This is a genomic window from Streptomyces sp. CAU 1734, from assembly GCF_039888735.1.
Taxonomy (GTDB): domain Bacteria; phylum Actinomycetota; class Actinomycetes; order Streptomycetales; family Streptomycetaceae; genus Streptomyces.
In genome coordinates, this window is sequence record NZ_JBDQQP010000018.1 from 16,073 (window position 1) to 35,143 (window position 19,071).

The window sequence follows — 19,071 nt, forward strand, 5'->3', positions numbered from 1 at the left end:
GGAAGGGAGGAGCCGGCAACCGAAGGGGAAGGTTGATACGCCACCCCAACAGCCTCCCACCCACATGCCCACCACACCCACCGAACTTACGAAAAGATCTGGCGCAGCCGGTCGCCCAGTCAGTTCCCGTAGTGCAGAACCGGTGCCCCCGCCCCGGTCGGGCCGCCGGCCGGAGGGCAGAGTCAGTCCACTCGGCCGAGACCGACCGGGAGACGAGACGGACCGAGGCGACCATGCGGCAGGCCTTGCCAGGAGCCTGCGCGACCACCCTGACCGAAGCGACGATCGTCAACGTGAGTCGGTGGAGCAGGGCAACCAGGGGCTCCGGGCAGGCGCCCGTCCAGGTCGGCCCGGACTGCCCTCCCGGATCAAGGCACCGCCGCGACGCCGGCAGCATCGTCAAACGCCCCAGGAGTAAAAGGAACGCTCGCGCGCTGCCCGCGCGAGGCGGCCATGAAGTGCCCTGCTCCCGAGCGTGAGCCGATGGCCGGTCCGGCTGCCGCCAACGCGGTCGGAGGCTCGGAGAAGGAAAAACGATCAGAAGGAACGTGAGACTGCCGCCAAGGGGCGCAAGGGAGCCCCTTGGTGACTCTCCACAACGACACGCCCGTCGTAGTGGCGCCTCCGGACAACTGTGAGCCCGCTCATTCGCCGATCGCGGCTCAAAGTCGGCATCGTCCAAGTCTCGTCGCATCAGCAAGCATGTGACTGGCCCTTCGAGCAGCCATCATGTGCCGATATTTCACCTGACGAATCGTCAGCAAAGTCAGCAAGAGGTCAGCAAGAGTATGACCAGAGGTGCCCAAAGGCGCCCACGGACGGGAAAGTCGCGCCGGCCCGGCGGCCCGTCCGCAGGGCCTTCCCGGGCACCCTCGGCCGGGGCCCGGGGGCCCGGCGCCGCAGCTCCGCGCCGACCCGGGCCGAAGGTGCTGGCCCGACAGTATTCCCGCAGGTCAGCGCACCCTTCCCCGGGCCTTCAGCGGCACCGGCGGGAGCTGCGGAGCCGCCAGCGGGCCGCCGTCGTAGCCCCTCACCTCGCCGAAGCGGGAGCCGGTCATCCAGTCATTCCGAGCCGCCTCGATCTCCTCCTGCGTACGGCCGATGAAGTTCCACCACATGATCAGCTCCTCCTCGAAGGGTTCGCCGCCCAGGAGCATCAGGCCGGCGTCCGAGGCCGCGCGCAGGGGGAGTTCGGTGCGGCCGCAGCCGAGGTAGAGCATCGAGCCGGGCAGTACGGGGACGCCGTCGACATGCGCCTCGCCCGACATGGAGAGCACGGCGTACTCGAAGTCCCGGTTGAGGGGCAGGCTCACCTCCGCTCCCCGGCTGAGCGCCAGGTCGGCGCCGACGATGGGGGTGTAGGCGGTGCCGGGGGACTCGGCGCCGTCGAGGGAGCCGAGGATCACGGTGGCGGTCAGGCCGGGCGCGGTGACCTCGGGGAGGTTCGCGTGGTGCTGGAAGTGGGGCTCCACATGGCGGTGGGCGTCGGGGAGGGCCACCCAGAGCTGGGCGCCGTGCAGGAGGCGGGCGTGCGGCCGGGGGCTCTCCTCGGAGTGGCTGATCGCCCGGCCGGAGGTCATCAGGCCCAGCTCGCGCGGGCGGATGGTGGCCAGGCTGCCGGTGCTGTCGCGGTGCAGCACCTCTCCCTCGTGGAGCCAGCTCACGGTCTGGAGACCCATATGGGGGTGGGGCGGGACCTGCATTCCGGGCTCGTCGGCGATGTCGTCCGGGCCGTAGTGGTCGACGAAGGCCCACGCCCCGACCATCCGGCGGCCGAGGTTGGGCAGCAGTCTGCGGACTTCGGTGGACTCGCCGAGCTGTACCCGGCGCGGGCTGAGGAGTTCGCGTACCGGCTCGGCGACGACGAATCCGCGACCGCCGCATGCGGTGGGGACGGCCTGACGATCGAGATTGCTCATGACGCTCAACCTATTCCTGTACGGGCGGCTCCGGTCAGCCCCCACACCCCGCAACGGTAGTGGAATATTCAACGGAGCCCCCCGGTTGACCCCGTCGTCGGACAGAACAGGACTCCGAGGAGGAGAGGGAACATGAGCGAGACCTACTACGAATTCGGCACGGCTGCCGAGCGGTGGGAGCGCGCGCAGATGTTCTTCGACGCCAAGGAGTACCTGACGGCGGCGCGGATCCTGCGCGGCCTCGTGGAGCAGGAGCCGGGGCAGGTCGCCCAGCGGCTGCTGCTCGCCCGGGCCTACTACCACTCCGCCCGGCTGGGCCGCGCGGAGACGGAGCTGCGGGCCGTGCTGGAGCTGGACCCGGTCGAGCAGTACGCCCGGCTGATGCTCGGGCGCACGCTGGAGCGCCAGGGGCGGCACGCCGAGGCGGCGCCGCAGCTGCGGCTGGCGGCGGCGATGTCGGGGGAGTGATCCACGGGTCCCGCCGGAGGGGCGGTCCGCCGGACGGCGGGCCGCCCCTTTCGTGTTCCCGGGCCGGTGACCGTACCCCGTTAAGGAACGGTCGTTCTTGACCGATCGTTCCTTAACGGGGTACGGTCGTGCCATGGGACGACCGAGAGGGTTCGACGAGGCCGAGGTGATCCGGTCGGCCGTGGAGCTGTTCGCGTGCCGCTCGTACGACGGGATCTCCATCGATGATCTGGTGACACACCTCGGGGTGCACCGCAACAGCCTCTACAAGACGTTCGGCAGCAAGCGCGGCCTCTACCTCGCCGCGCTGCGGCGGGCTCTGGAGCACGATGTGGCCCCGCTCGTCGAGCGGATGGCCAAGACCGCCGGGCCCGCCGAAGCGCTGCGCGAAGGACTCGCGGCGCGGGGGCCGGGGCTCGATCTCCTGGTGCTGGCCACGGTCGAGCGGGCGCCCGAGGACACGGAGGTCGCCGAGATCGTGAACCGGACACTCGGGTCGATCGACCGGGCGGCCGCCGGCGGCACCGGGGCCGGCCAGGAGATCTCCACCGCGCTCACCGCACTGCTGCTGGGCCTCCGTATCCGGGCCCGGTCGGCCGCGCCCGGTGAGCCCGACGCCGGGCGGGCGGGCGAAACGATCGTCCGGCGTCTCCTCCAGCACTGATCCACCACTCACAAGGAGCACAGATGGCGCAGGTCAGCATCGACGGCGACAGGCTGGTCGTGACGATGGAGGGGCTCGACAGGGTCTGGGCGCTCAAGAGCGCGGTGACGGTCCCGCTGGCGCATGTGCGCGGTGCCACCGCCGACCCGGGGATCGTCCGCGGACGGAAGGGCGTGCGGGCCCCGGGGACCCACTTCCCCGGAGTCATCACGGCGGGCACCTTCCACACCCGCGAGGGCCGGGTGTTCTGGGCCGTCCGCGACGCGGCCAAGGCCGTGGTGATCGAGCTCACCGGCGAGCGGTATGCCCGTCTCGTCGTCCAGGTCGACGATCCCCGTGCCACCGTGGCCCTCATCGAACAGGCCGTCCCGGTCGGCTGACGCCTCGCCGGTACGCGTCGGGCGTCGTCCCGGGGCCGGTAAGCGGCAGGAAAGCGGTCCGCAGGGCAGCGCCGGCGCGGTGTCCGGCGCGGCGGTCGCGCGGCGGTGGGGGCCGTCCCGCACCGACGGAGGCGGGGAGGACGGGCACCCGCCGGCGGCCGGGCCGGGCAGCGCACCTGATTTCGCTGCCCGGCCCGGCCGGGCGCCCGGCGGTCCGGATGGCCGCCCGTAACCGGACTGGATCACTGGGGATCCGGGGGCGGGGGCCGGTTCGGGCACACCCCGCCGAGCGGGGTTCCGCTCGGCGGTGACGCGCCGGGAGCGCTCTCCCATCACCTCAGCGGGTGTGGGTGTTCCGGTCCCATCTCTGTACGGCATGGCTGTGACTCCGGTAGCGGACGGGGGAGTCCGCGCCCTCCGCCTCCCGGCCGCCGCCCGTTGTCCTCCGGGCCATCGGGCCGAGGGCGGTGGGGTGCGGAGGTTCGCCTGCGCGGGTGGCCGGGAGCCATTCGACGGGGGCGATCCAGCAGGTTCCGTCCGGATCCCGGCGGGCGGACCGCTCCTCGGCCACCGCCCCGGTTCCGGCCGGAGCCGCGGCCGGCTCGTGCGAGCCCGCGCCGGTTCCGGACGGAGGACAGGGCGGCCCGGAGGGCGTACCGCTCATCGTCCCGGCCGTCTCGGGGGTGGGTGTACGGGTGTCCTCGTGCAGCTTCGAACGCCGTTCCGGACCGGGGACCGGCGTGGACCCGGCGGGCGAGGACTGGGCGGCACGGGCGGTCGCATCGGGCGCGATCACCGTACTGAGCGCGGCGGCGGCCAGCGCCGCCGCGGCCGTCGCGCCCATACGGGAGGCCGTTCTTCTGAGGACCATGGGTCCTGACTATGCCCAGGCGCGATCAATAATCTGTCAATGTTTCCCGGCGCCTCCCGGGACCCGCGTCGACAGCCGGTCGGATACGCCGTCCGGGGTGTCCGGCGCGCGGCCGGGGCCCCGGCCGGCCGCCCTGTGCGGACCCACTGAATCACAGGTCAGGACGGTGACGGCGGGTCCGGCCCGTGAGCGGTGTGCGCGCCGGCCCTCGCACGGGCCGGACCCGTGGCGGAGGGCACGGCTCGCGGGGTCCCCGGAATCACTGCCTCCGGCCCGTCCGAAATGCCCTGGGGGAGGCGTCTGATCAGGCGACCGGGCACCGGTGTCGGGCCTCGCCGGGGGCTCCTTCCCCGTCCGGTCCGGTGCCGGGGACGGGGCGGCGCGGCCGGCCGCCGGTGTGTTCTCCGTGCAGGGGCGGACGCCTGCGGGCCGGGCGCGAGCGGAGCCGGCCGGCCCCCGGCCGCGCCGGCTCTCGGCACCGAGGCCCTGCCGGTGCCCCGCAACAGCCCTTACGGAAGCATCTGTTCCGGCGTATCGCTCCCCGCCGCCCCTCCCCTCGCGCGCGGTCGGCAACCGGCCACCCCGCCCGGCGAACCTCCGGCGCCGTGCCAGACTTACTGGCTGGATCAAGGAAAGGGCTTTGGTCGCGTGAACGAGAGCGGTCGATTCACCTTCACTCTCCTCGGCACCGTGCGCGGCTGGCGCGGCACCGGGGAACTACCGCTGGCCGGGCCCCAGCAGCGCACGGCGCTGGCGATGCTGCTGCTCGCCGGGGGACAGCCGGTCGGCACCGAGGAGTTGATCGACGGATTGTGGGGCGGCCAGTGCCCCAGGGCGGCGGCGACGACGGTCCGCACCTATGTCTCCCGGATACGCACCCTGCTGGAACCGGGGCACCGCGAAGCCGGCGGCTCCCGCCTCCTGGTGTCGGCCGGATCCGCGTACGCGCTGCGGCTGCCCCCGGGTTCGCTCGATGTCACCCTCGCCGAGCAGGAGGTGGCCGCGGCCGGCGAGGCGCGGCGGCGGGGCGACCCGGTCCGCGCCCGGATGCTTCTGCGCCGGGCCGCCGACCGCCGGCAGGGCGTCCCGCTGACCGGACTGACCGGGCCCTTCGCCGACACCACACGCGAACGGCTCACCCAGTGGTATCTGGGTGTGCTCGAATCCGGGGTCGAGCTCGACCTCGAACTCTGCGACGCGCGGACGGCCGTGACCGAGCTGACTGCGGCGATAGCCGAGCATCCGCTGCGGGAGAGTTTGCGGTTGCTGCTGATGCGCGCGCTCTACCAGTGCGGACGGCAGGCGGAGGCGCTGGAGGCGTTCGGCGACGCCCGCTCCGTACTCGCCGGCGAGCTGGGCATCGACCCGGATCCGCGCCTCTTCGAGATGTACGAGCGGATCCTGCGCTCCGATCCCGCGCTGCTGCCCGAACCGGCCGGCGCCGCCCCCTCCGCGCCGGGCGGGAGCCCGCCGGCGGAGACCCGGGCCGTACCGGTGCCGGCGCAGCTCCCCGCCGACACCGGCGATTTCACCGGCCGGGACCAATTGGTGGCCGAGCTGACCGGACATCTCGCCGAATCCGCCGGATCCGCGGTCCGGGTCTGCGCGGTCTCCGGAATCGGCGGCACCGGCAAGACCGCGCTGGCCGTTCATGTCGCGCACCGGCTGCGGGCCCGTTTCCCGGCGGGGCAGCTCTTCGTCGATCTCGCGGGTGTGACCGAGAATCCCGCCTCGCCCCACGCGGTACTCGGGCAACTGCTGCACGCACTGGGCGTACCCGAGCCGGGAGTGCCCGAGGAGCCCGCCGCGCGGGCCGCGCTCTACCGCAGTCTGCTGGCCGAGCAGCACATGCTGGTCGTGCTGGACAACGCCGCCGACGCCGAGCAGATCAAGCCCCTGCTGCCCGGACACCCCGGCTGTGCGGTGATCGTCACCAGCCGGGCGCGGCTGACCGCGATCTCCGCGCACCCGGTCGACCTCGATCCCTTCCGGCCCGGTGAGGCGCTGGACCTGCTGACCTCGGTGATCGGCGGGAAGCGGGTCCTCGCCGAACCGGCCGCCGCCCGGGAGCTCATGGCGACCTGCGGATATCTGCCGCTCGCCGTCCGTATCGTCGCCTGCCGGATTCTCGCCCGCCCCGGCACCTCCATCGCCGACTGCCTGGACCGGCTCTCCGACGAACGCCGCAGACTCGACCAGCTGCGCACCGGCGATCTGGATGTACGGGCCTGCTTCCAGCTGGGATACGACCAGCTCGACCCCGGGCAGGCCCGCGCCTTCCGGCTGCTGGCGCTCCCCGAGTCGGAGACGGTGTCGCTGTCCTTCGCCGCCGCGCTGCTCGGAACGGACGAGTTCGAGGCGGAGCGGGTACTCGACGATCTGATCCACGCCGGTCTGCTCCAGTCCCCGAAGTCGGGCCGCTACCGCTACCACGATCTGCTCCGGCTCTTCGCGCGCGAGCTCTGCGCGCGGACGGACCCGGCCGAGCGCACCGACGGCGCGCTCGGGGGTCTGCTCGCCTTTCTGCTGGCCACCGTCGGCAACGCCTACCGGGTGGTCCGGCCCGGCCACCGCATCGCCGAACTGCTCGACGAGACCTCGGCGGCGGGCGTCGAATTCCCCGGCGCGCGTGCCGCGTACGCGTGGTTCGACCAGGAGCGCGACAGCGTGCTCCAGGTGGTGCGGCAGTCGGCACGGCGGGCGCCGCTGGTGGGTCCGGCGGCCGATGTCCTGCTCGGTCTCGATCCGCTGCTGGAGCGCGCCTACGCGTGGGGCGACACGGTGGAGCCCGCGCGGGCCGTCGTCAACGCGGCGGAGCGCGCGGGCCTGGCGCATGCGGAGGCGGCCGCCCGCTATCTGCTCGGCGGGGCGCTGTGGCAGCTGAGCAGGCCCATGGAGGGGTCGGGACACATCGAACGGGCCGCGCGGCTCTGCCGGGAGCACGACGATCCGGTGGTCCTCGCCGAAGTGCTGAATGTGCGAGCGCTGATCGCGGCCAGCCACGACGGCCACAACAGCCGCAGTGTGGCACTGCTGAACGAGGCCAGGGAATTCCAGCGGGTCATCGGCAACATGTCCGGCGAGGCGAACACCCTGGGCAGCATCGCCTTCGCCCATGTGATGCTGGACGAGCCGGCGAAGGCGGCGGAGGTCACGGCCACCGGACTGGCGCTCTACCGGCGCCTGGGCGACCGGATGGGCGAGGCGCAGACCCTCATCCACCGGGGCACCGCACTGCGGATGCTGGGGGACACCGACGCGGCGATGAACTGCTACGGCAGGAGCCTTGAGCTGAGCCGTGACCTCGGAATGCGCTTCCTGGAGGCCAATCTGCTGCACCGGATCGCCGAGATCCGGCTGATCCAGGGGGACCCGGCCGCCGCCGTCACCGTGGCCGACCAGGCGCGCGCGCTCAGCCATGAGATCAGCATGGTCCGTACCGAGGCACGTGCGCTCACCACGCTGGGGCGGGCACTCGCGGCGCTGGGACGGCGCGACCGGGCGATGCTCTGTCTGCGGGAGTCGGTGGCCATCTACCGCCGTCTCGGCCTGGCCGAGGTCGACGACGCCGAGCGGGCGCTGTCGGAACTGGCCGCCGCCACCATCGGGCAGCCGGTCCAGCCGCCCCGGGTACGCCCGGAGTCCCCCGCTCCGTCCTCCGGGGGGACCCAGGGCTGACGGTCCGGCCGGGGCCCGGGGCCGGTGTCCGGGTCGGCCGGGTCAGACCGTGTTCCGTCCCGGCCGCCGGGCGGCGCGGAACACCCGGTGGCCGTGCCAGAGGGCCGCGTACAGCAGCAGGGCGACGACGAGACCGGCCCCCGCGCCCTTGGCCGCGTCCGACAGCATGCCCTCCGCGACGGTGGTCCAGGGGGCGTTCTCCGTCCTGGTGGGGTAGGTGATCTCCGTGACCGCGCCGCCGGACTCGCGGACGATCGGGCTGCCGGTGTCCGTGACCGTCACCTGACGGTAGGTGTCGATTCCCCGGGTGTGGGCGGCGGCACCCAGCAGCGCGGCCAGGACGAGGAGCGCCGCGGCGCCCCACCGCACCACGGGGGTGAGCGGCGCCGTGCCGGCGGGCCGGGGAGTACGCGGCCGGCGGCGCCGGCGGTGCAGATGGACGCCGATGACCACCAGGCCGGCCGCCGTGCTGAGGTGCTGGAGCAGCCTGGCCGGGGTCGGTCCGCCCGGGCCGGGTTCGCGGAGGAACGCCACCCGGTCGACCAGCTGCCCGCCGGAGTGGGTAAAGGAGTCCCACACGATATGGGTGGCGATGCCGATCAGCGCGGAGAGCAGCAGCCACGCCGCGTACCGGGCCCGGGCCCTCACGGCCGGGTCGCGCGGCGGGGCGGGTGCCGGGAGGGCGGGGAGCAGCGCGCTCACCGGTCCGCGCAGCAGCCGGTGTCCGGCGACCAGAACGAGTGCCAGGGGCAGGGTGACGGTGATCGCGCCGGCCGGTGAGTGCGACGTCGTGGCATTGAGGAACGGCTCGTACCAGGTCCGGGAGGTCACCGACAGGCCGAGGGCCGCGAGGAAGTACGGCACATCGGGTGCCATCGCCCCGGCGATCAGGGCCGCGGGTACGAACGGGGGGCGCAGCAGCGGTATGACCGCCGCGGGGTGGGACAGGGTGAACGGCATCTCGGGGCGCTCTCTGGCTCGGGTCGGGCCGGCGGGGCGCGCCGGAACAGCCGGGCGGCGGGCCGCCGCGGACGTTCGAGGCAGCCCGGATCCACCGGCCTTATAGAACGCTGGAGAGACTATTCAGTTGAAGTGACTATGTCCAGGCGGGCCCTCCCGGCTCCCGGCGGGCCCGGGCGGTACGGCGACGGCCGCCCTCCCGGAGGAGGACGGCCGTCACGGGCGGGGCCCGGTCAGCGCGAGCGGCGTACCGCCCGGGCCGCCGCCGTGATCGCCGCCGCGGCCGGCAGCATGAGCACCAGGGCGGCGACCGGCCGGGGATCGTGCCAGGCCAGGGCGTAGGCATGCGCGATGAACGGCGGGGAGGCCACCGCCATCACACCGAGCTCGCGCAGCCCCCACGACCGGGCACGCAGCGCCAGGAAAACCCCCGTGAGGGCGAGAACGAGCAGGGGCCAGGCGCCGTAGTGGGTGCTCACCCCGCCGACCACCCCCGCGTCCACGGCGATGGCGGGCAGCCAGGCCGCCCCCGCCATCGCGCCGGCCACCGCCGACGCACCCGCACCGGGACGGAGATCGGGCGGGCAGGCGAGAATCACTGCGACCGTGAGCAGCGCCGCCACCGGAACGGCCAGCCGGTCCCCGAACAGCGACTCACTGGAGAGCGCGAGCACCCCCGTACCCGCGATCCCGCACACGGCGCCGGCCGCGCCCGCCGCCCAGCGGCCCGTCAGCGCGACGATCGCACCGGCGCACACCAGCAGCGAGAACAGCAGCCCCAGCACATCGGGACCGTCGAGAGCCCTCATCGATATCCACGCCGGGGACGGCGAGACGACCAGCGACGTGGACCAGTGAGTGAGCCGGACACCCTCATTCACCGCCGCCGCGGCCAGCGCGAACGGCGCGGCCGACGCGACCAGCCGGCCCAGCGGATCGGCCGACCCCAGCCCGAGCCGGACCCGCAGCGCATGGCCGGCCAGATCCGCGCCCTCCCGCAGCCGGGTTCCCCGCGCCAGACCCGCCGTCATCTCCCGGTACGTGTCGGCGATCTCCTCCCCGTACGCGGCCCGGTAGCCCGGCGGGTAGAGCAGCAGCAGCCGGTCGATCACACCGTCACCGAGCCGCCGGCGATCCCCAGCCGGCGCCTGGCCTCCAGGACGGCCGCGGCCAGCCGCTCCGTTTCGAGCGCCAGCCGCTCCCGGCCCTCGGGGGCGAGCGCGAAGACCCGGCGCGCCCGGCCGTCCACCACCTCTTCCTGCCGGACCTCGATCAGCCCCTCCGCCACCAGCCGGTCCAGCGCCCCGTACAGCGCTCCGGTACGCGGCACCACCCGGCCGTCCGTGATCCCCTTGACCTCCTGGGCGATCGCGTATCCGTGCCGGGGCGCGTCCGCGAGGGCCGTCAACACCAGCAGTGCCAGTTCCTGCATCGCCCGCTCACTCATTCCCCCAGAATATTCCGTCCAACGGAGCGGCGGTGACGGCCGCCGGCGGTGGACCTCCCGAGGCGCGCGTCAGGGCAGCCGCGTCCCGTGCGTGACCTTGTCGACGCGGTAGTGGTCGGCCACACAGCCGGCCGGCCAGCTCCCGTGCTTGCCGAAGGGCTCTCCCATGCCCGCGACCGACAGCGGTGTGTAGGGAAGGACCCGGGCACCCCCCGCCGCCTGAGCGCGCAGCCACCGGTCCTGCTGGTCCCAGGCCCGCGCCCGCTCGCTCATGTCCGCGCCCAGATGCCCCAGGGACACGGCGAGGCCCGCACAGCAGACGGCGCAGACTGCCACCGCCGCCGCCCTCGCCGGACCCGTGTACCGGGCCGGCCCGCGCAGTGCGCGCCCCAGCAGCGCGCCGCCGCCGGTGAGCGCCACCACATACAGCAGCAGGTAGTCGTTCCAGGTCCGGGAGACCACCGCCACCCCGGGACCGAAGACGGGATACGCGATGACGGTGCAGAGATACCCGGAGACGAGGAAGGCCAGGATCCCGCCGGCCAGGAGCAGCGACCGGTGCCGCAGCACCACCGGCGCGGAACGACTCCCGCCGCTGCGGCACATCAGACCCAGCAGCACCCCCGCCGCCACCGCCCCCAGATAGTGCCATGAGGTGAGGAGAGTGCCGAGGATCCGGCCGAAGGCGTCCAGTGATCCGCCCAGCGACTCGGGGGCGAACATCGAGGAGTTCGCCCCGTACCGCTCCCGCCGGGTCCGGGAACCCGGCGAGGTGAGCAGGAGCAGCGTCCCGGCGGCGGTCCCCGCGATGCCCGCGAGACACCAGTACCGCGCGAGGGTTCGCCGCCTGCCGGTGAAGATCCGGCCGGCGAGCAGCAGAACGGCCGACAGCACGACGACACCCACCACGGATGCCTGCTCCGAGAGGGTCGCCAGACAGACACCGGCCGCCGCCGCGGCGGCCGCGGCGGCCGTCCGCTGCCGGCGTGACCGGGCCAGCAGCAGCGGAATGACCGCTGTGCAGGCCAGTACCGGGGCCACGGTGTGCGAGACGGCCGAGGCCGGCCAGTAGAACGTCTTGTAGGTGTTGGGGCTCGCGAACAGAAAGACCGCCGTCACCATGGACGCCACGAGCAGCGGGACGCCGCGCGGGACCCTCAGCGCCGCCCGGCGGAGCCCGAGAGCGGTCACCGCCCACAGGATTCCCAGCGTGAGCAGGCCGGTCACCGGGGCGAACCACTGGTGTCCCGCGACACCGGGCTTCGCGTAGGCCCCGACCAGCAGGGCGTTCGCGATCCGCCCGTTGTCCTCGAAGTAGAACTTCTCGATCATTCCGGTGATGCCGTGGTCCCGCGCGGCCGGCAGGAAGCACCAGTCGTCCGCACCGGGCCTGACGTACTGGCCGAGCAGCGCGGCCGCGGCGAGCAGTCCGAGCGGCAGCAGCGCGAGGGCCGCCATCCGGAGATCGGTCCGCCGCCGCTCCCCGTCCGTCTCCCGCGTTCCGTCCGCGCCGCCGGCGGACCGCGCCGCTTCCCGCGGTGCCTCCGTGACGACCGTCCCCGGAGCGCCATCGGCCATGGGTGGCCCGCCTTTCTCTTCGGGCCCGGCTTGTCATCCGGGCACCCGCCGGTGAACGGGAACGAGAACGGTGCGACCGGGAATTCCGCGCTCGCGGACCGTTTCCGGGGACACCGGGCCCCCGAATACGGAAAGAAGCCCCGTACCCGCCATGAGTTCACGGGGCACGATTCCACGGCACCGGCCGTCCGTCCCGGAGGATGTGCCCCTGGAGCGGGAATACACCTGTTCGCCGAGGGGTGGCGGAATGATGAAATCACCTGTCGGGTCCGCCGATGATCGGAGCAATGGGCGGAGCGGGCGGTGCTCCGGTGCCCGTACGCACTCCGCCCCCTCATCCGCGGCCGGGCCGGGGTGAGGGGGCGGAGTGCACAGACGCGTGCTCGGATCAGTCTTCGCAGGTCACGCGATCACGCGGGGTGTAGCGCGTGTGGAAGGGCTCCCGCTTCACTTCCTTGCCGTCGACCGTGAAGATGCGCTCCACCGTGACATCGAACCCCTCCAGCGGGGTCTGCGGCTGGCAGTCCTTCGCGGCGCCGGGCCGGGTGCCGGGCTCCTTCACATTGGTGCGCGGGCCCTTGCTCGCCTCCACCGAGTCGTACTTCTTGGTGCCGAGGAAGGTGATCGTCACCGAAGTGTCCGTGGAATCGGCCAGGATCTGGATCGCCTTGCCCGAGTCATTCTTGAACTTGAGATCGAGACTGCCCCAGGCCACCGTCGCCTCGCGGCCCTCCGGATAGCGCTCGATGTAGAAGGAGTGGGCCCCGTACTCCACCGGCTTCACACCGGCGAAGAACATGGCATTGAAGACCGCGGTGGCCACCGTCGAAACTCCGCCGCCGGCCGCCTTGGTGTATTTGTCGTCGAGAATGATGATGCCGTCGACGAATCCATTGGCCTTGGTGCGCTCGCCGACGGTGCGGTTGAAGCTCCAGGTCTCACCGGGCCGCACCAGCGAGCCGTTGATCAGTTCCGCGGCCCGGCCGATGTTCTTCGTGCGGTACTCGGACTTCGGGAAGGTGGCGGTGAAAGAGGACACCTTCTCCGTCAGCCCCAGCTCGGCGACGCCCTCCCGGGTCAGCTTCGGCTGGGTCTTCTTGGTGGCCACCTCGCCGGTGCGCGCGGCCCCCGACTCGGTGAGCAGCGGCAGTACGGCCCTGGACACCGAGGACGCGGTGAACTCACGGCCCGGCTCGCCCTCCGCCACCACCTCGACCCGCTCACCGTTCAGCCGGATCCTGGCGTCCACCGGCTCATTGGCCGCCGCGGCGAAGGAGCCCGCCAGCGCGGGATCGGCGAGCAGGGCCTTGCCGTCGACCTCGGGCAGCAGCCGGTCGCCGCTGCCGGGCCGCATCGACACATGTTCGCCGAGGACGGCGGGGCTGATCGTGATCCGGTCGTCACCCGTGGTGAGGGTGACCGGCCCGGACATCGCCGGGCGCGCGAAGTCGTTCATGGCCCGTTCCGTCTCCGCCGCGCCGATGCGCGGTGCCGTCTCCTTGACGGGGAGATCCGCCGGGGCGGGCCGCTCGGCGAGGAAGGAGGAGCTCAGCACCTCGACCGAGGCATCGATGTCGAGCTTCTGCCCGGTCAGCGGGGCCACCTGCTTCGGCAGGCCCTTGTCGAAGGTGATGGCGCCCTCGGTGACCTCGCGGTCGTGCTTCGCGGCGAGCTTCGCGAGGGCGGTACGGGTCTTGTCCTCGTCGGCCCGGACCACCGGTTCGATCGTGCCGCCGTCGGAGGCGAAGAGGCCCGCGATCACGCTGAAGGGGTCGCCGGCGGGCCGGACGGCGCGGGCCGCGGTCTCCCCGGCGTCGAAACCGAATCCCGCGGCAGCGGGGTCGACACGGTCGGTCCTGTCCCCGACGGTCACCCTCAGTGGTATCGCGGCGACATCCTTCAGCTCCCTGTCCAGGGTCTCCCGGGCCTCGGACTGGCTCATGCCGCCGATGTCCACCCCGCGCACCAGGGTCCCGTCCGGAATCCTGTCCGCTGTGAGCAGCAGTCCGGCGAGATAGAGCGCGCCCACGCCGACGACCAGGGCGCCGCCCGTCGCAGCGGCAGGATGTATTCGGCGGCGCATGAGACTCCCAGCAGGTGGCCGACATGGAGAGGGCCGGGCGAGGCCCGGCCGGTATGGCAATCGAGGGACGTTACCAAGGTACATACAAGGCATTTCCCGGAGGAAGCCGCTTCGGGGATTCACAGGAAGCCGCAGGCCCGGTGGGGCACGGGATGCGGGGGCCGGCGGGCCGCGCGGGCCGCCGGCGCCGTCCGGTGAGACGTTTCCCTCAGTCCGCCGGGGTTTGCGCGGTGCGCCCGGTGCCAGACCCGGCCCGGCGGCTGCGGAGCCGGGCCGGAGGCGTCGGCCCCCTGTCGCGGTGCGGACTCGTGCGGACACTGTCCGTCCGTGCCCCGCCGGTGCCGGACCGGGGCGCCGTCTGCCGGGCCGCCGGCGCGGGGTTCATCACGTGATACCGCCCGGCGGGCGGTCGTGGCACCCCGCGCGCGCCACGGCACTTGGGCCGGGGCGCGGGGACTTCCCCTGGCCCCGCCGGGAGGGGCCTGCGAGACTGAGCCCGGCACCGGCGGCCGTGATCACGGGTGCCGGCGTCCCGCTCGCGCGGCCGGGCCGCCGCGTACCCCCGGGGCAGGTTCTCCGGCCGTGCGCGTCCGGGCGCCCGTTTGCCCGCCGCACCACCGTCCGATCCGACCGCGACCAGACAGGACAGCGATGAACGAGCCGGAGCAGACCCCACGCGGCGAGGTGGAGGCCGACTCCGCCCGGGCGGTGACGGAGATGCTGGAACGGCTGGCCGGCCGGCTCGGCGGCGGCGCGTCGGCGGCCGCGGTCTTCGGCGAACCCGTCACCGGCGGGGGAGTGACCGTCATCCCGGTCGCCAGGGCCAGGATGGCGCTGGGGGGCGGTGCCGGCCGGGAGGCCCGCGGCACCGGTACCGGCGAGGGCGGCGGCGGGGGCGGCGCCGCGGAGGCCAAGCCGCTCGGCTTCATCGAGATCAGCGGCGGCAGCGCGGTGTACCGGCCGATCCGCGACCCCTGGGCCGTCGCCGTCCCACTGGCCGCGCTGCTGGTCGGTGCCGTCGCCGGCACTGCCGCAGGCGCCCTCGCCGGGCGCCGGAACCGGCCCGGCGGTCCGCTGCGGCTCATCCTCGCGGCCCGCGCCGTCCGGCGCCGGAAGCGCTGAGCGGCCGGCGCCCGCGGCCGGGTGGTCGGCCGGGTGGCGCCGGAGGGGGGAACCGCTCCCGCGCCGCTCACGTCACAGGGCCATGATCAAGCGATTCGGATACGCCGTTCCCGTACTGGTGTCGGCCGCCGCGGTGATTCTCTCGGGCTGTTCCGCGTCGGACGCCGGACGTCCGGGATCCGCGCCGCCGGCCGGGAAGACGCCCGGCGCCACGGCCTCCCCGTCGGGCCGGACCATCCCCTTCACCCTGAGCACGCACTGCGGCATCGAGGAAGCCCTCGTCGGCGAGACGTACTTCGAGGCCGTGAAACCCCTGGACGACGGCTCGGGCAATCCGCCCGCCGGCTGGGACAACCCCTCCCAGCAGGGCCGGATGACGCTGGTCTCCCCGGAGAAGGCGGTCTTCACCGATGACGCGGGGCACGAGGTCGTCTTCCGCGCCAGGCCCGGGGCGAAGGACTTCAAGAACATCTGCGCCTAGGCCGTTTCTTACGGATCAGGCTGGATCAGTGAGTGGGGGTACCTCCCACGCCCTTCGGGCGTAGGGGGAGGGTCTGGTGCCGTGGATCGCAAGGCGGAGGATTGAGCCACTGCGGTGGGGGCACGCCCCCTGGCTTCGCCGGGGGGACCCCCACCCATGCCCGCAGGGTATAGGGGGCCATTGGTGATTGACGACAACGCGGCGTGGGGGCACCACCCGGGCCGCCAGGCCCAGGGGGAGCGCGGTGCCTGGGGGTACCCCCAGCGGTAGCTGGGGGAGGCACGCGAACCCCAGCAAGATCCGTAAGAAACGGCCTGGGGAGTCTCTTCTCGGAGTCCCGTCCGCCGGGCGGACCGGACTCCGAGGACACGACCCGGGGAGTCCGGTGAGGGACCCGCGCCGGGGAAGGGGCCGAACGGATGGGCGCGGCCCGGGGGACCGGCCGGTGCGGCGGATTCCGGCCGGCCGGCTCGTACCGTGCTCGTATGGCCGCCGCCGCACGTCACCCCGGGAGTCACCGCCCCGGATATCTCGTGGCGGCGGCGGTGTTCGCCGTGGGCATGGCGGGCACCACCCTGCCGACACCGCTCTACGGCCTCTACCGCGACCGGATCGGGTTCTCCGAACTCATGGTCACGGTGGTGTTCGCCGTGTACGCGGTCGGCGTCATCGCCTCCCTCCTGCTCGCGGGCAACTACTCCGACCAGGTGGGCCGCCGCCCCGTCGTGCTCTGCGCACTCGGGCTCGCCGCCGCCGCGGATCTGTGTTTCCTCTTCGAGGCCGGGCTGCCGGCGCTCTTCGCGGGCCGGCTGCTGTCGGGGTTCTCGGCCGGACTGCTCACCGGCGCCGCGACCGCCGCCGTCATGGAACTCGCCCCGCCGGGCCGCGCGGGGCGGGCCGGATTCGCGGCCACCGCCGCGAACATGGGCGGTCTGGGCTGTGGCTCCCTGCTGGCCGGAGTGCTCGCGGAGTACGCCCCTGAGCCGCTGCGGCTGCCCTTCGCGGTGCATCTGGCACTGGTGGCCGCAGCCTCTGTCCCGGCCTGGCTGCTCCCGGAGACCGTCGCCCACCCCCGGCGGCTGCCCCAGGGACCGCCGCAGGGCATGCGGGTGCCGCCGGAGGCGCGCGGAGTCTTCCCCTCGGCGGCCGTCGCCGCCTTCGCGGGGTTCTCGCTGCTCGGGCTCTTCACCGCCGTCGCACCGAGCTTCGTGGCCGAGACACTGGACATCGACGATCTGGCCCTCTCCGGGGCGGTGGCCTTCTCCGCCTTTCTGGCCTCCACCCTCGGACAGTCGCTGACCGGACGCCTCGGGGTGCGCCGGGCACTGCCCGCCGGATGCCTGATCCTGGTGGCCGGACTGCTGCTGGTGGGCGGCTCGCTCCTCGCGGAGTCGCTGCCGCTGCTGCTGGCCGGCGCGCTGACCGGCGGATTCGGCCAGGGAATGGCCTTCCGGGCCGGTCTGACGGCGGTCGGTGACGCCGCGCCGCGTGAGCACCGCGGCGGGACCCTGTCGGCCTTCTTCGTCGTCGCCTACACCGGAATCGCCGTACCCGTGGTGGGGGTGGGCGCGCTGAGCCTCCGGCTGGGGCTGCGGGACGCGGGCCTGGTCTTCACGGCCGTCGTGACGGTCATCGCGCTGAGCGTCGGGCTGTATCTGCTGCGAAGGCCGCCGGTGGGGGGCGGCGGTGGTGCGGGCGGCGGTGGTGCGCGGGCCGGCTGACGCGGTGCGCTTCGCGCGGCGCGGGCGCCTGCGGGGCTCTGCCCCGGACCCCGCGCCTCAATCGCCGGCGGGGCTTGGTTTGGCGTCCTCGCTCCCCGGTGCGGGGTTTGGTTTGGCGTCCTCGCTCACCGGCGGGGCTCGGTTCGGTGCCCTCGCTCACCGGCGGGGCTCGGGTTTGCGTCGTTGCCCGCCGGCGCGGGGCTTGGTCTGGTGTCCTCGCTCCCCGGTGCGGGACTTGGTTCGGCGTCCTTGAGTGCCAGTGCGGGCTTCCGGGCGCCATCGGTGCCTTGCCATGGCATGGGAACGCCGTCCCCGCCCGTGCTTCGGGCGGGACTTGCCACCCCTCGGGTACGCGCCCGGTGGCCTGCTCGCTCCCGTGGAGGGTGCTGAAGGCGTACGTCGCCGTCCGCGCCGGCCGCCGGCTCGGGGCAGCGGCTCACCCGCACAGAGGCGTGCGGCGTGGTCGGCGGCCTGGGGCGGGCCGCCGTCCCCGTCCGTGCTCCGGGCGGCTTCCTCCTGGGGAGAGTGCTGACGCGCCCCGGGCGGGTTTCGCCGTCCCCCGGATACGTGCCCGGTGGCCGCAACCTCGCCCGCCCGCGCCCGTGGAGGGCGTTTCGGGAGGTGCGCGAGCGGCTCGTGCCGGCTGTCCGCGCCGGGGCGGCGGAGAGCGGCGGGTGGAGGTGTCGTGGTGCTCGGCGCGGCAGCGCGGGATTCCGTCACCGCTGGGGGTAACCTCTGCCCATGGCTGACACTTTCGACCACTTTCCGCAGGTATGGACCGCAGGCCGGCTGAGGGAGGCCCTGGCGGGCCTGCCCGACGACACCCCCATCCACATCGGTGTCGCTGACGGCCCCGGGGACTTCGACGGGTACAGCGAGTACTCGCTGGTCAATCTCGAACCCGTGGAGAAGGACCATCCGGCGGCGGGCCCGGCCGGGACCGACGTCGAGTACACGCTCTTCGCCGACTACAAAGCGGGTCAATACCACTGCGATCCGGCCTGAACCGCACGTTCCGCCGGGGCCGCGTGCGGTTCCTGTCCGGAAATCGGCGGTCGAACGCGCCGGGCGCAGGCACTATGAGGCATGGTCACGCACGGTCCCGCGCACGAAGCGAACGATTCTCCGATACGCCCGGCCCCGGAAGCCGGACACCCGTCGCCCGCGGGATCCGACTACTACGCCGGAGCCCGTGAGGTCGCCGGGCGGCTGGAGGAGGCCGGACTGACACCTCCGCGGGTCCAGCAGCAGGGCCGCTGGACCGGGGAGTTCTGCACCGTGGAGGCGGCTCATCCGGACACCTGGCCGGAGCATGCCGTACTCGGTGTGGAGGTCACCCATGTCCCGGACGCCGAGTACCGCTGGCGGATCGGCCGACAGGATCCGCCGGGCGCCGCCGAGTACCGGCGGGACCGGCTGAAAGTCGTGGCGGAGGCGCTGCGCGGCTTCGGCTACACGGTGGAGGTGGTCGAACGCAGCGGCTGGCGCCCCGGGCAGCAGGCCCTGCGCGTGCACCGGCTCGCGCCACCCGCGCGGGCCCCGGACGACGGCTGACGCCACCCGGCCCCGCATCCGATTCGGCGCTCTCCCGCGAGTCCGGCCGGGGCGTCACACACCTCCGCGTACCACCCCGGCCCGCCGGTCGCACGGCCCGACAGGCCGAAGCGGACACCGGAATCCGCCGGTCCGAGCCGCCGCC

16 protein-coding genes are annotated in these 19,071 nt (G+C 73.5%); 9 read left to right on the plus strand and 7 right to left on the minus strand.

Features of this window, described 5'->3' with window-relative positions; genetic code table 11:
* Positions 1-953: 953 nt before the first annotated feature.
* On the minus strand, positions 954-1,919 hold the full coding sequence (locus AAFN69_RS28900; protein ID WP_347731806.1) for a pirin family protein: 966 nt from the start codon (positions 1,917-1,919) through the stop codon (positions 954-956).
* Between the two features lie 132 nt (positions 1,920-2,051).
* Here AAFN69_RS28900 and AAFN69_RS28905 point away from each other — a divergent pair, with 132 nt between their 5' ends.
* The 3 genes from AAFN69_RS28905 to AAFN69_RS28915 all read left to right on the plus strand — a co-directional run bounded on the left by AAFN69_RS28905 (position 2,052) and on the right by AAFN69_RS28915 (position 3,431).
* Positions 2,052-2,387 carry a tetratricopeptide repeat protein gene (locus tag AAFN69_RS28905; protein ID WP_347731807.1) on the plus strand — a complete coding sequence of 112 codons (336 nt, stop codon included), beginning with the start codon at positions 2,052-2,054 and terminating at the stop codon, positions 2,385-2,387.
* A gap of 133 nt (positions 2,388-2,520) precedes the next feature.
* Complete coding sequence (locus tag AAFN69_RS28910; RefSeq protein ID WP_347731808.1) at positions 2,521-3,051, plus strand: helix-turn-helix domain-containing protein; 531 nt, start codon at positions 2,521-2,523, stop codon at positions 3,049-3,051.
* Between the two features lie 23 nt (positions 3,052-3,074).
* The gene (locus tag AAFN69_RS28915; RefSeq protein WP_347731809.1) at positions 3,075-3,431 is read left to right on the plus strand and encodes a hypothetical protein; all 357 of its coding nucleotides are present in this window, start codon (positions 3,075-3,077) and stop codon (positions 3,429-3,431) included.
* Positions 3,432-3,768: 337 nt separating this feature from the next.
* Here AAFN69_RS28915 and AAFN69_RS28920 read toward each other — a convergent pair whose 3' ends face one another.
* Positions 3,769-4,302, minus strand: a complete 534-nt coding sequence (locus AAFN69_RS28920) for a hypothetical protein (protein WP_347731810.1) — start codon at positions 4,300-4,302, stop codon at positions 3,769-3,771.
* A gap of 648 nt (positions 4,303-4,950) precedes the next feature.
* Between AAFN69_RS28920 and AAFN69_RS28925 the strand changes: the two genes are divergently transcribed.
* Positions 4,951-7,980 (plus strand): BTAD domain-containing putative transcriptional regulator, encoded by a 3,030-nt coding sequence (locus AAFN69_RS28925; RefSeq protein WP_347731811.1) that lies wholly within the window; start codon positions 4,951-4,953, stop codon positions 7,978-7,980.
* Between the two features lie 42 nt (positions 7,981-8,022).
* Here AAFN69_RS28925 and AAFN69_RS28930 read toward each other — a convergent pair whose 3' ends face one another.
* The 5 genes from AAFN69_RS28930 to AAFN69_RS28950 form a co-directional block, all read right to left on the minus strand.
* On the minus strand, positions 8,023-8,940 hold the full coding sequence (locus AAFN69_RS28930; protein ID WP_347731812.1) for a DUF4184 family protein: 918 nt from the start codon (positions 8,938-8,940) through the stop codon (positions 8,023-8,025).
* A gap of 233 nt (positions 8,941-9,173) precedes the next feature.
* Positions 9,174-10,052 carry a hypothetical protein gene (locus AAFN69_RS28935; protein WP_347731813.1) on the minus strand — a complete coding sequence of 293 codons (879 nt, stop codon included), beginning with the start codon at positions 10,050-10,052 and terminating at the stop codon, positions 9,174-9,176.
* Complete coding sequence (locus AAFN69_RS28940) at positions 10,049-10,387, minus strand: PadR family transcriptional regulator (protein ID WP_347731814.1); 339 nt, start codon at positions 10,385-10,387, stop codon at positions 10,049-10,051. The genes AAFN69_RS28935 and AAFN69_RS28940 overlap by 4 nt, the downstream gene beginning before the upstream one ends.
* A 69-nt stretch (positions 10,388-10,456) precedes the next feature.
* Complete coding sequence (locus AAFN69_RS28945; RefSeq protein WP_347731815.1) at positions 10,457-11,965, minus strand: DUF6056 family protein; 1,509 nt, start codon at positions 11,963-11,965, stop codon at positions 10,457-10,459.
* A gap of 388 nt (positions 11,966-12,353) precedes the next feature.
* Positions 12,354-14,048 carry a VanW family protein gene (locus AAFN69_RS28950; RefSeq protein ID WP_347731816.1) on the minus strand — a complete coding sequence of 565 codons (1,695 nt, stop codon included), beginning with the start codon at positions 14,046-14,048 and terminating at the stop codon, positions 12,354-12,356.
* A gap of 651 nt (positions 14,049-14,699) precedes the next feature.
* Between AAFN69_RS28950 and AAFN69_RS28955 the strand changes: the two genes are divergently transcribed.
* From AAFN69_RS28955 to AAFN69_RS28975, 5 genes are all read left to right on the plus strand, one after another.
* Entirely contained in the window at positions 14,700-15,170 is a 471-nt protein-coding gene (locus AAFN69_RS28955) for a spore germination protein GerW family protein (RefSeq protein WP_347731817.1), read from the plus strand.
* Between the two features lie 82 nt (positions 15,171-15,252).
* The gene (locus tag AAFN69_RS28960) at positions 15,253-15,651 is read left to right on the plus strand and encodes a hypothetical protein (RefSeq protein ID WP_347731818.1); all 399 of its coding nucleotides are present in this window, start codon (positions 15,253-15,255) and stop codon (positions 15,649-15,651) included.
* A 485-nt stretch (positions 15,652-16,136) separates the two neighbouring features.
* Positions 16,137-17,372, plus strand: a complete 1,236-nt coding sequence (locus AAFN69_RS28965; protein WP_347731819.1) for an MFS transporter — start codon at positions 16,137-16,139, stop codon at positions 17,370-17,372.
* Between the two features lie 741 nt (positions 17,373-18,113).
* Positions 18,114-18,377, plus strand: a complete 264-nt coding sequence (locus tag AAFN69_RS28970; protein WP_347731820.1) for a DUF6225 family protein — start codon at positions 18,114-18,116, stop codon at positions 18,375-18,377.
* 81 nt (positions 18,378-18,458) lie between these two features.
* Complete coding sequence (locus tag AAFN69_RS28975; RefSeq protein WP_347731821.1) at positions 18,459-18,926, plus strand: hypothetical protein; 468 nt, start codon at positions 18,459-18,461, stop codon at positions 18,924-18,926.
* Positions 18,927-19,071 lie beyond the last annotated feature (145 nt).

Excerpts from the sequence above, each read along its gene's own strand:
- AAFN69_RS28905 (WP_347731807.1), top strand. The coding sequence starts at position 2,052 with ATGAGCGAGACCTACTACGAATTCGGCACGGCTGCCGAGCGGTGGGAG.
- AAFN69_RS28910 (WP_347731808.1), top strand. The coding sequence starts at position 2,521 with ATGGGACGACCGAGAGGGTTCGACGAGGCCGAGGTGATCCGGTCGGCC.
- AAFN69_RS28920 (WP_347731810.1), bottom strand. The coding sequence starts at position 4,302 with ATGGTCCTCAGAAGAACGGCCTCCCGTATGGGCGCGACGGCCGCGGCG.
- AAFN69_RS28900 (WP_347731806.1), bottom strand. The coding sequence starts at position 1,919 with ATGAGCAATCTCGATCGTCAGGCCGTCCCCACCGCATGCGGCGGTCGC.
- AAFN69_RS28960 (WP_347731818.1), top strand. The coding sequence starts at position 15,253 with ATGATCAAGCGATTCGGATACGCCGTTCCCGTACTGGTGTCGGCCGCC.
- AAFN69_RS28970 (WP_347731820.1), top strand. The coding sequence starts at position 18,114 with ATGGCTGACACTTTCGACCACTTTCCGCAGGTATGGACCGCAGGCCGG.
- AAFN69_RS28945 (WP_347731815.1), bottom strand. The coding sequence starts at position 11,965 with ATGGCCGATGGCGCTCCGGGGACGGTCGTCACGGAGGCACCGCGGGAA.
- AAFN69_RS28975 (WP_347731821.1), top strand. The coding sequence starts at position 18,459 with ATGGTCACGCACGGTCCCGCGCACGAAGCGAACGATTCTCCGATACGC.
- AAFN69_RS28965 (WP_347731819.1), top strand. The coding sequence starts at position 16,137 with ATGGCCGCCGCCGCACGTCACCCCGGGAGTCACCGCCCCGGATATCTC.
- AAFN69_RS28950 (WP_347731816.1), bottom strand. The coding sequence starts at position 14,048 with ATGCGCCGCCGAATACATCCTGCCGCTGCGACGGGCGGCGCCCTGGTC.
- AAFN69_RS28955 (WP_347731817.1), top strand. The coding sequence starts at position 14,700 with ATGAACGAGCCGGAGCAGACCCCACGCGGCGAGGTGGAGGCCGACTCC.
- AAFN69_RS28940 (WP_347731814.1), bottom strand. The coding sequence starts at position 10,387 with ATGAGTGAGCGGGCGATGCAGGAACTGGCACTGCTGGTGTTGACGGCC.
- AAFN69_RS28930 (WP_347731812.1), bottom strand. The coding sequence starts at position 8,940 with ATGCCGTTCACCCTGTCCCACCCCGCGGCGGTCATACCGCTGCTGCGC.
- AAFN69_RS28915 (WP_347731809.1), top strand. The coding sequence starts at position 3,075 with ATGGCGCAGGTCAGCATCGACGGCGACAGGCTGGTCGTGACGATGGAG.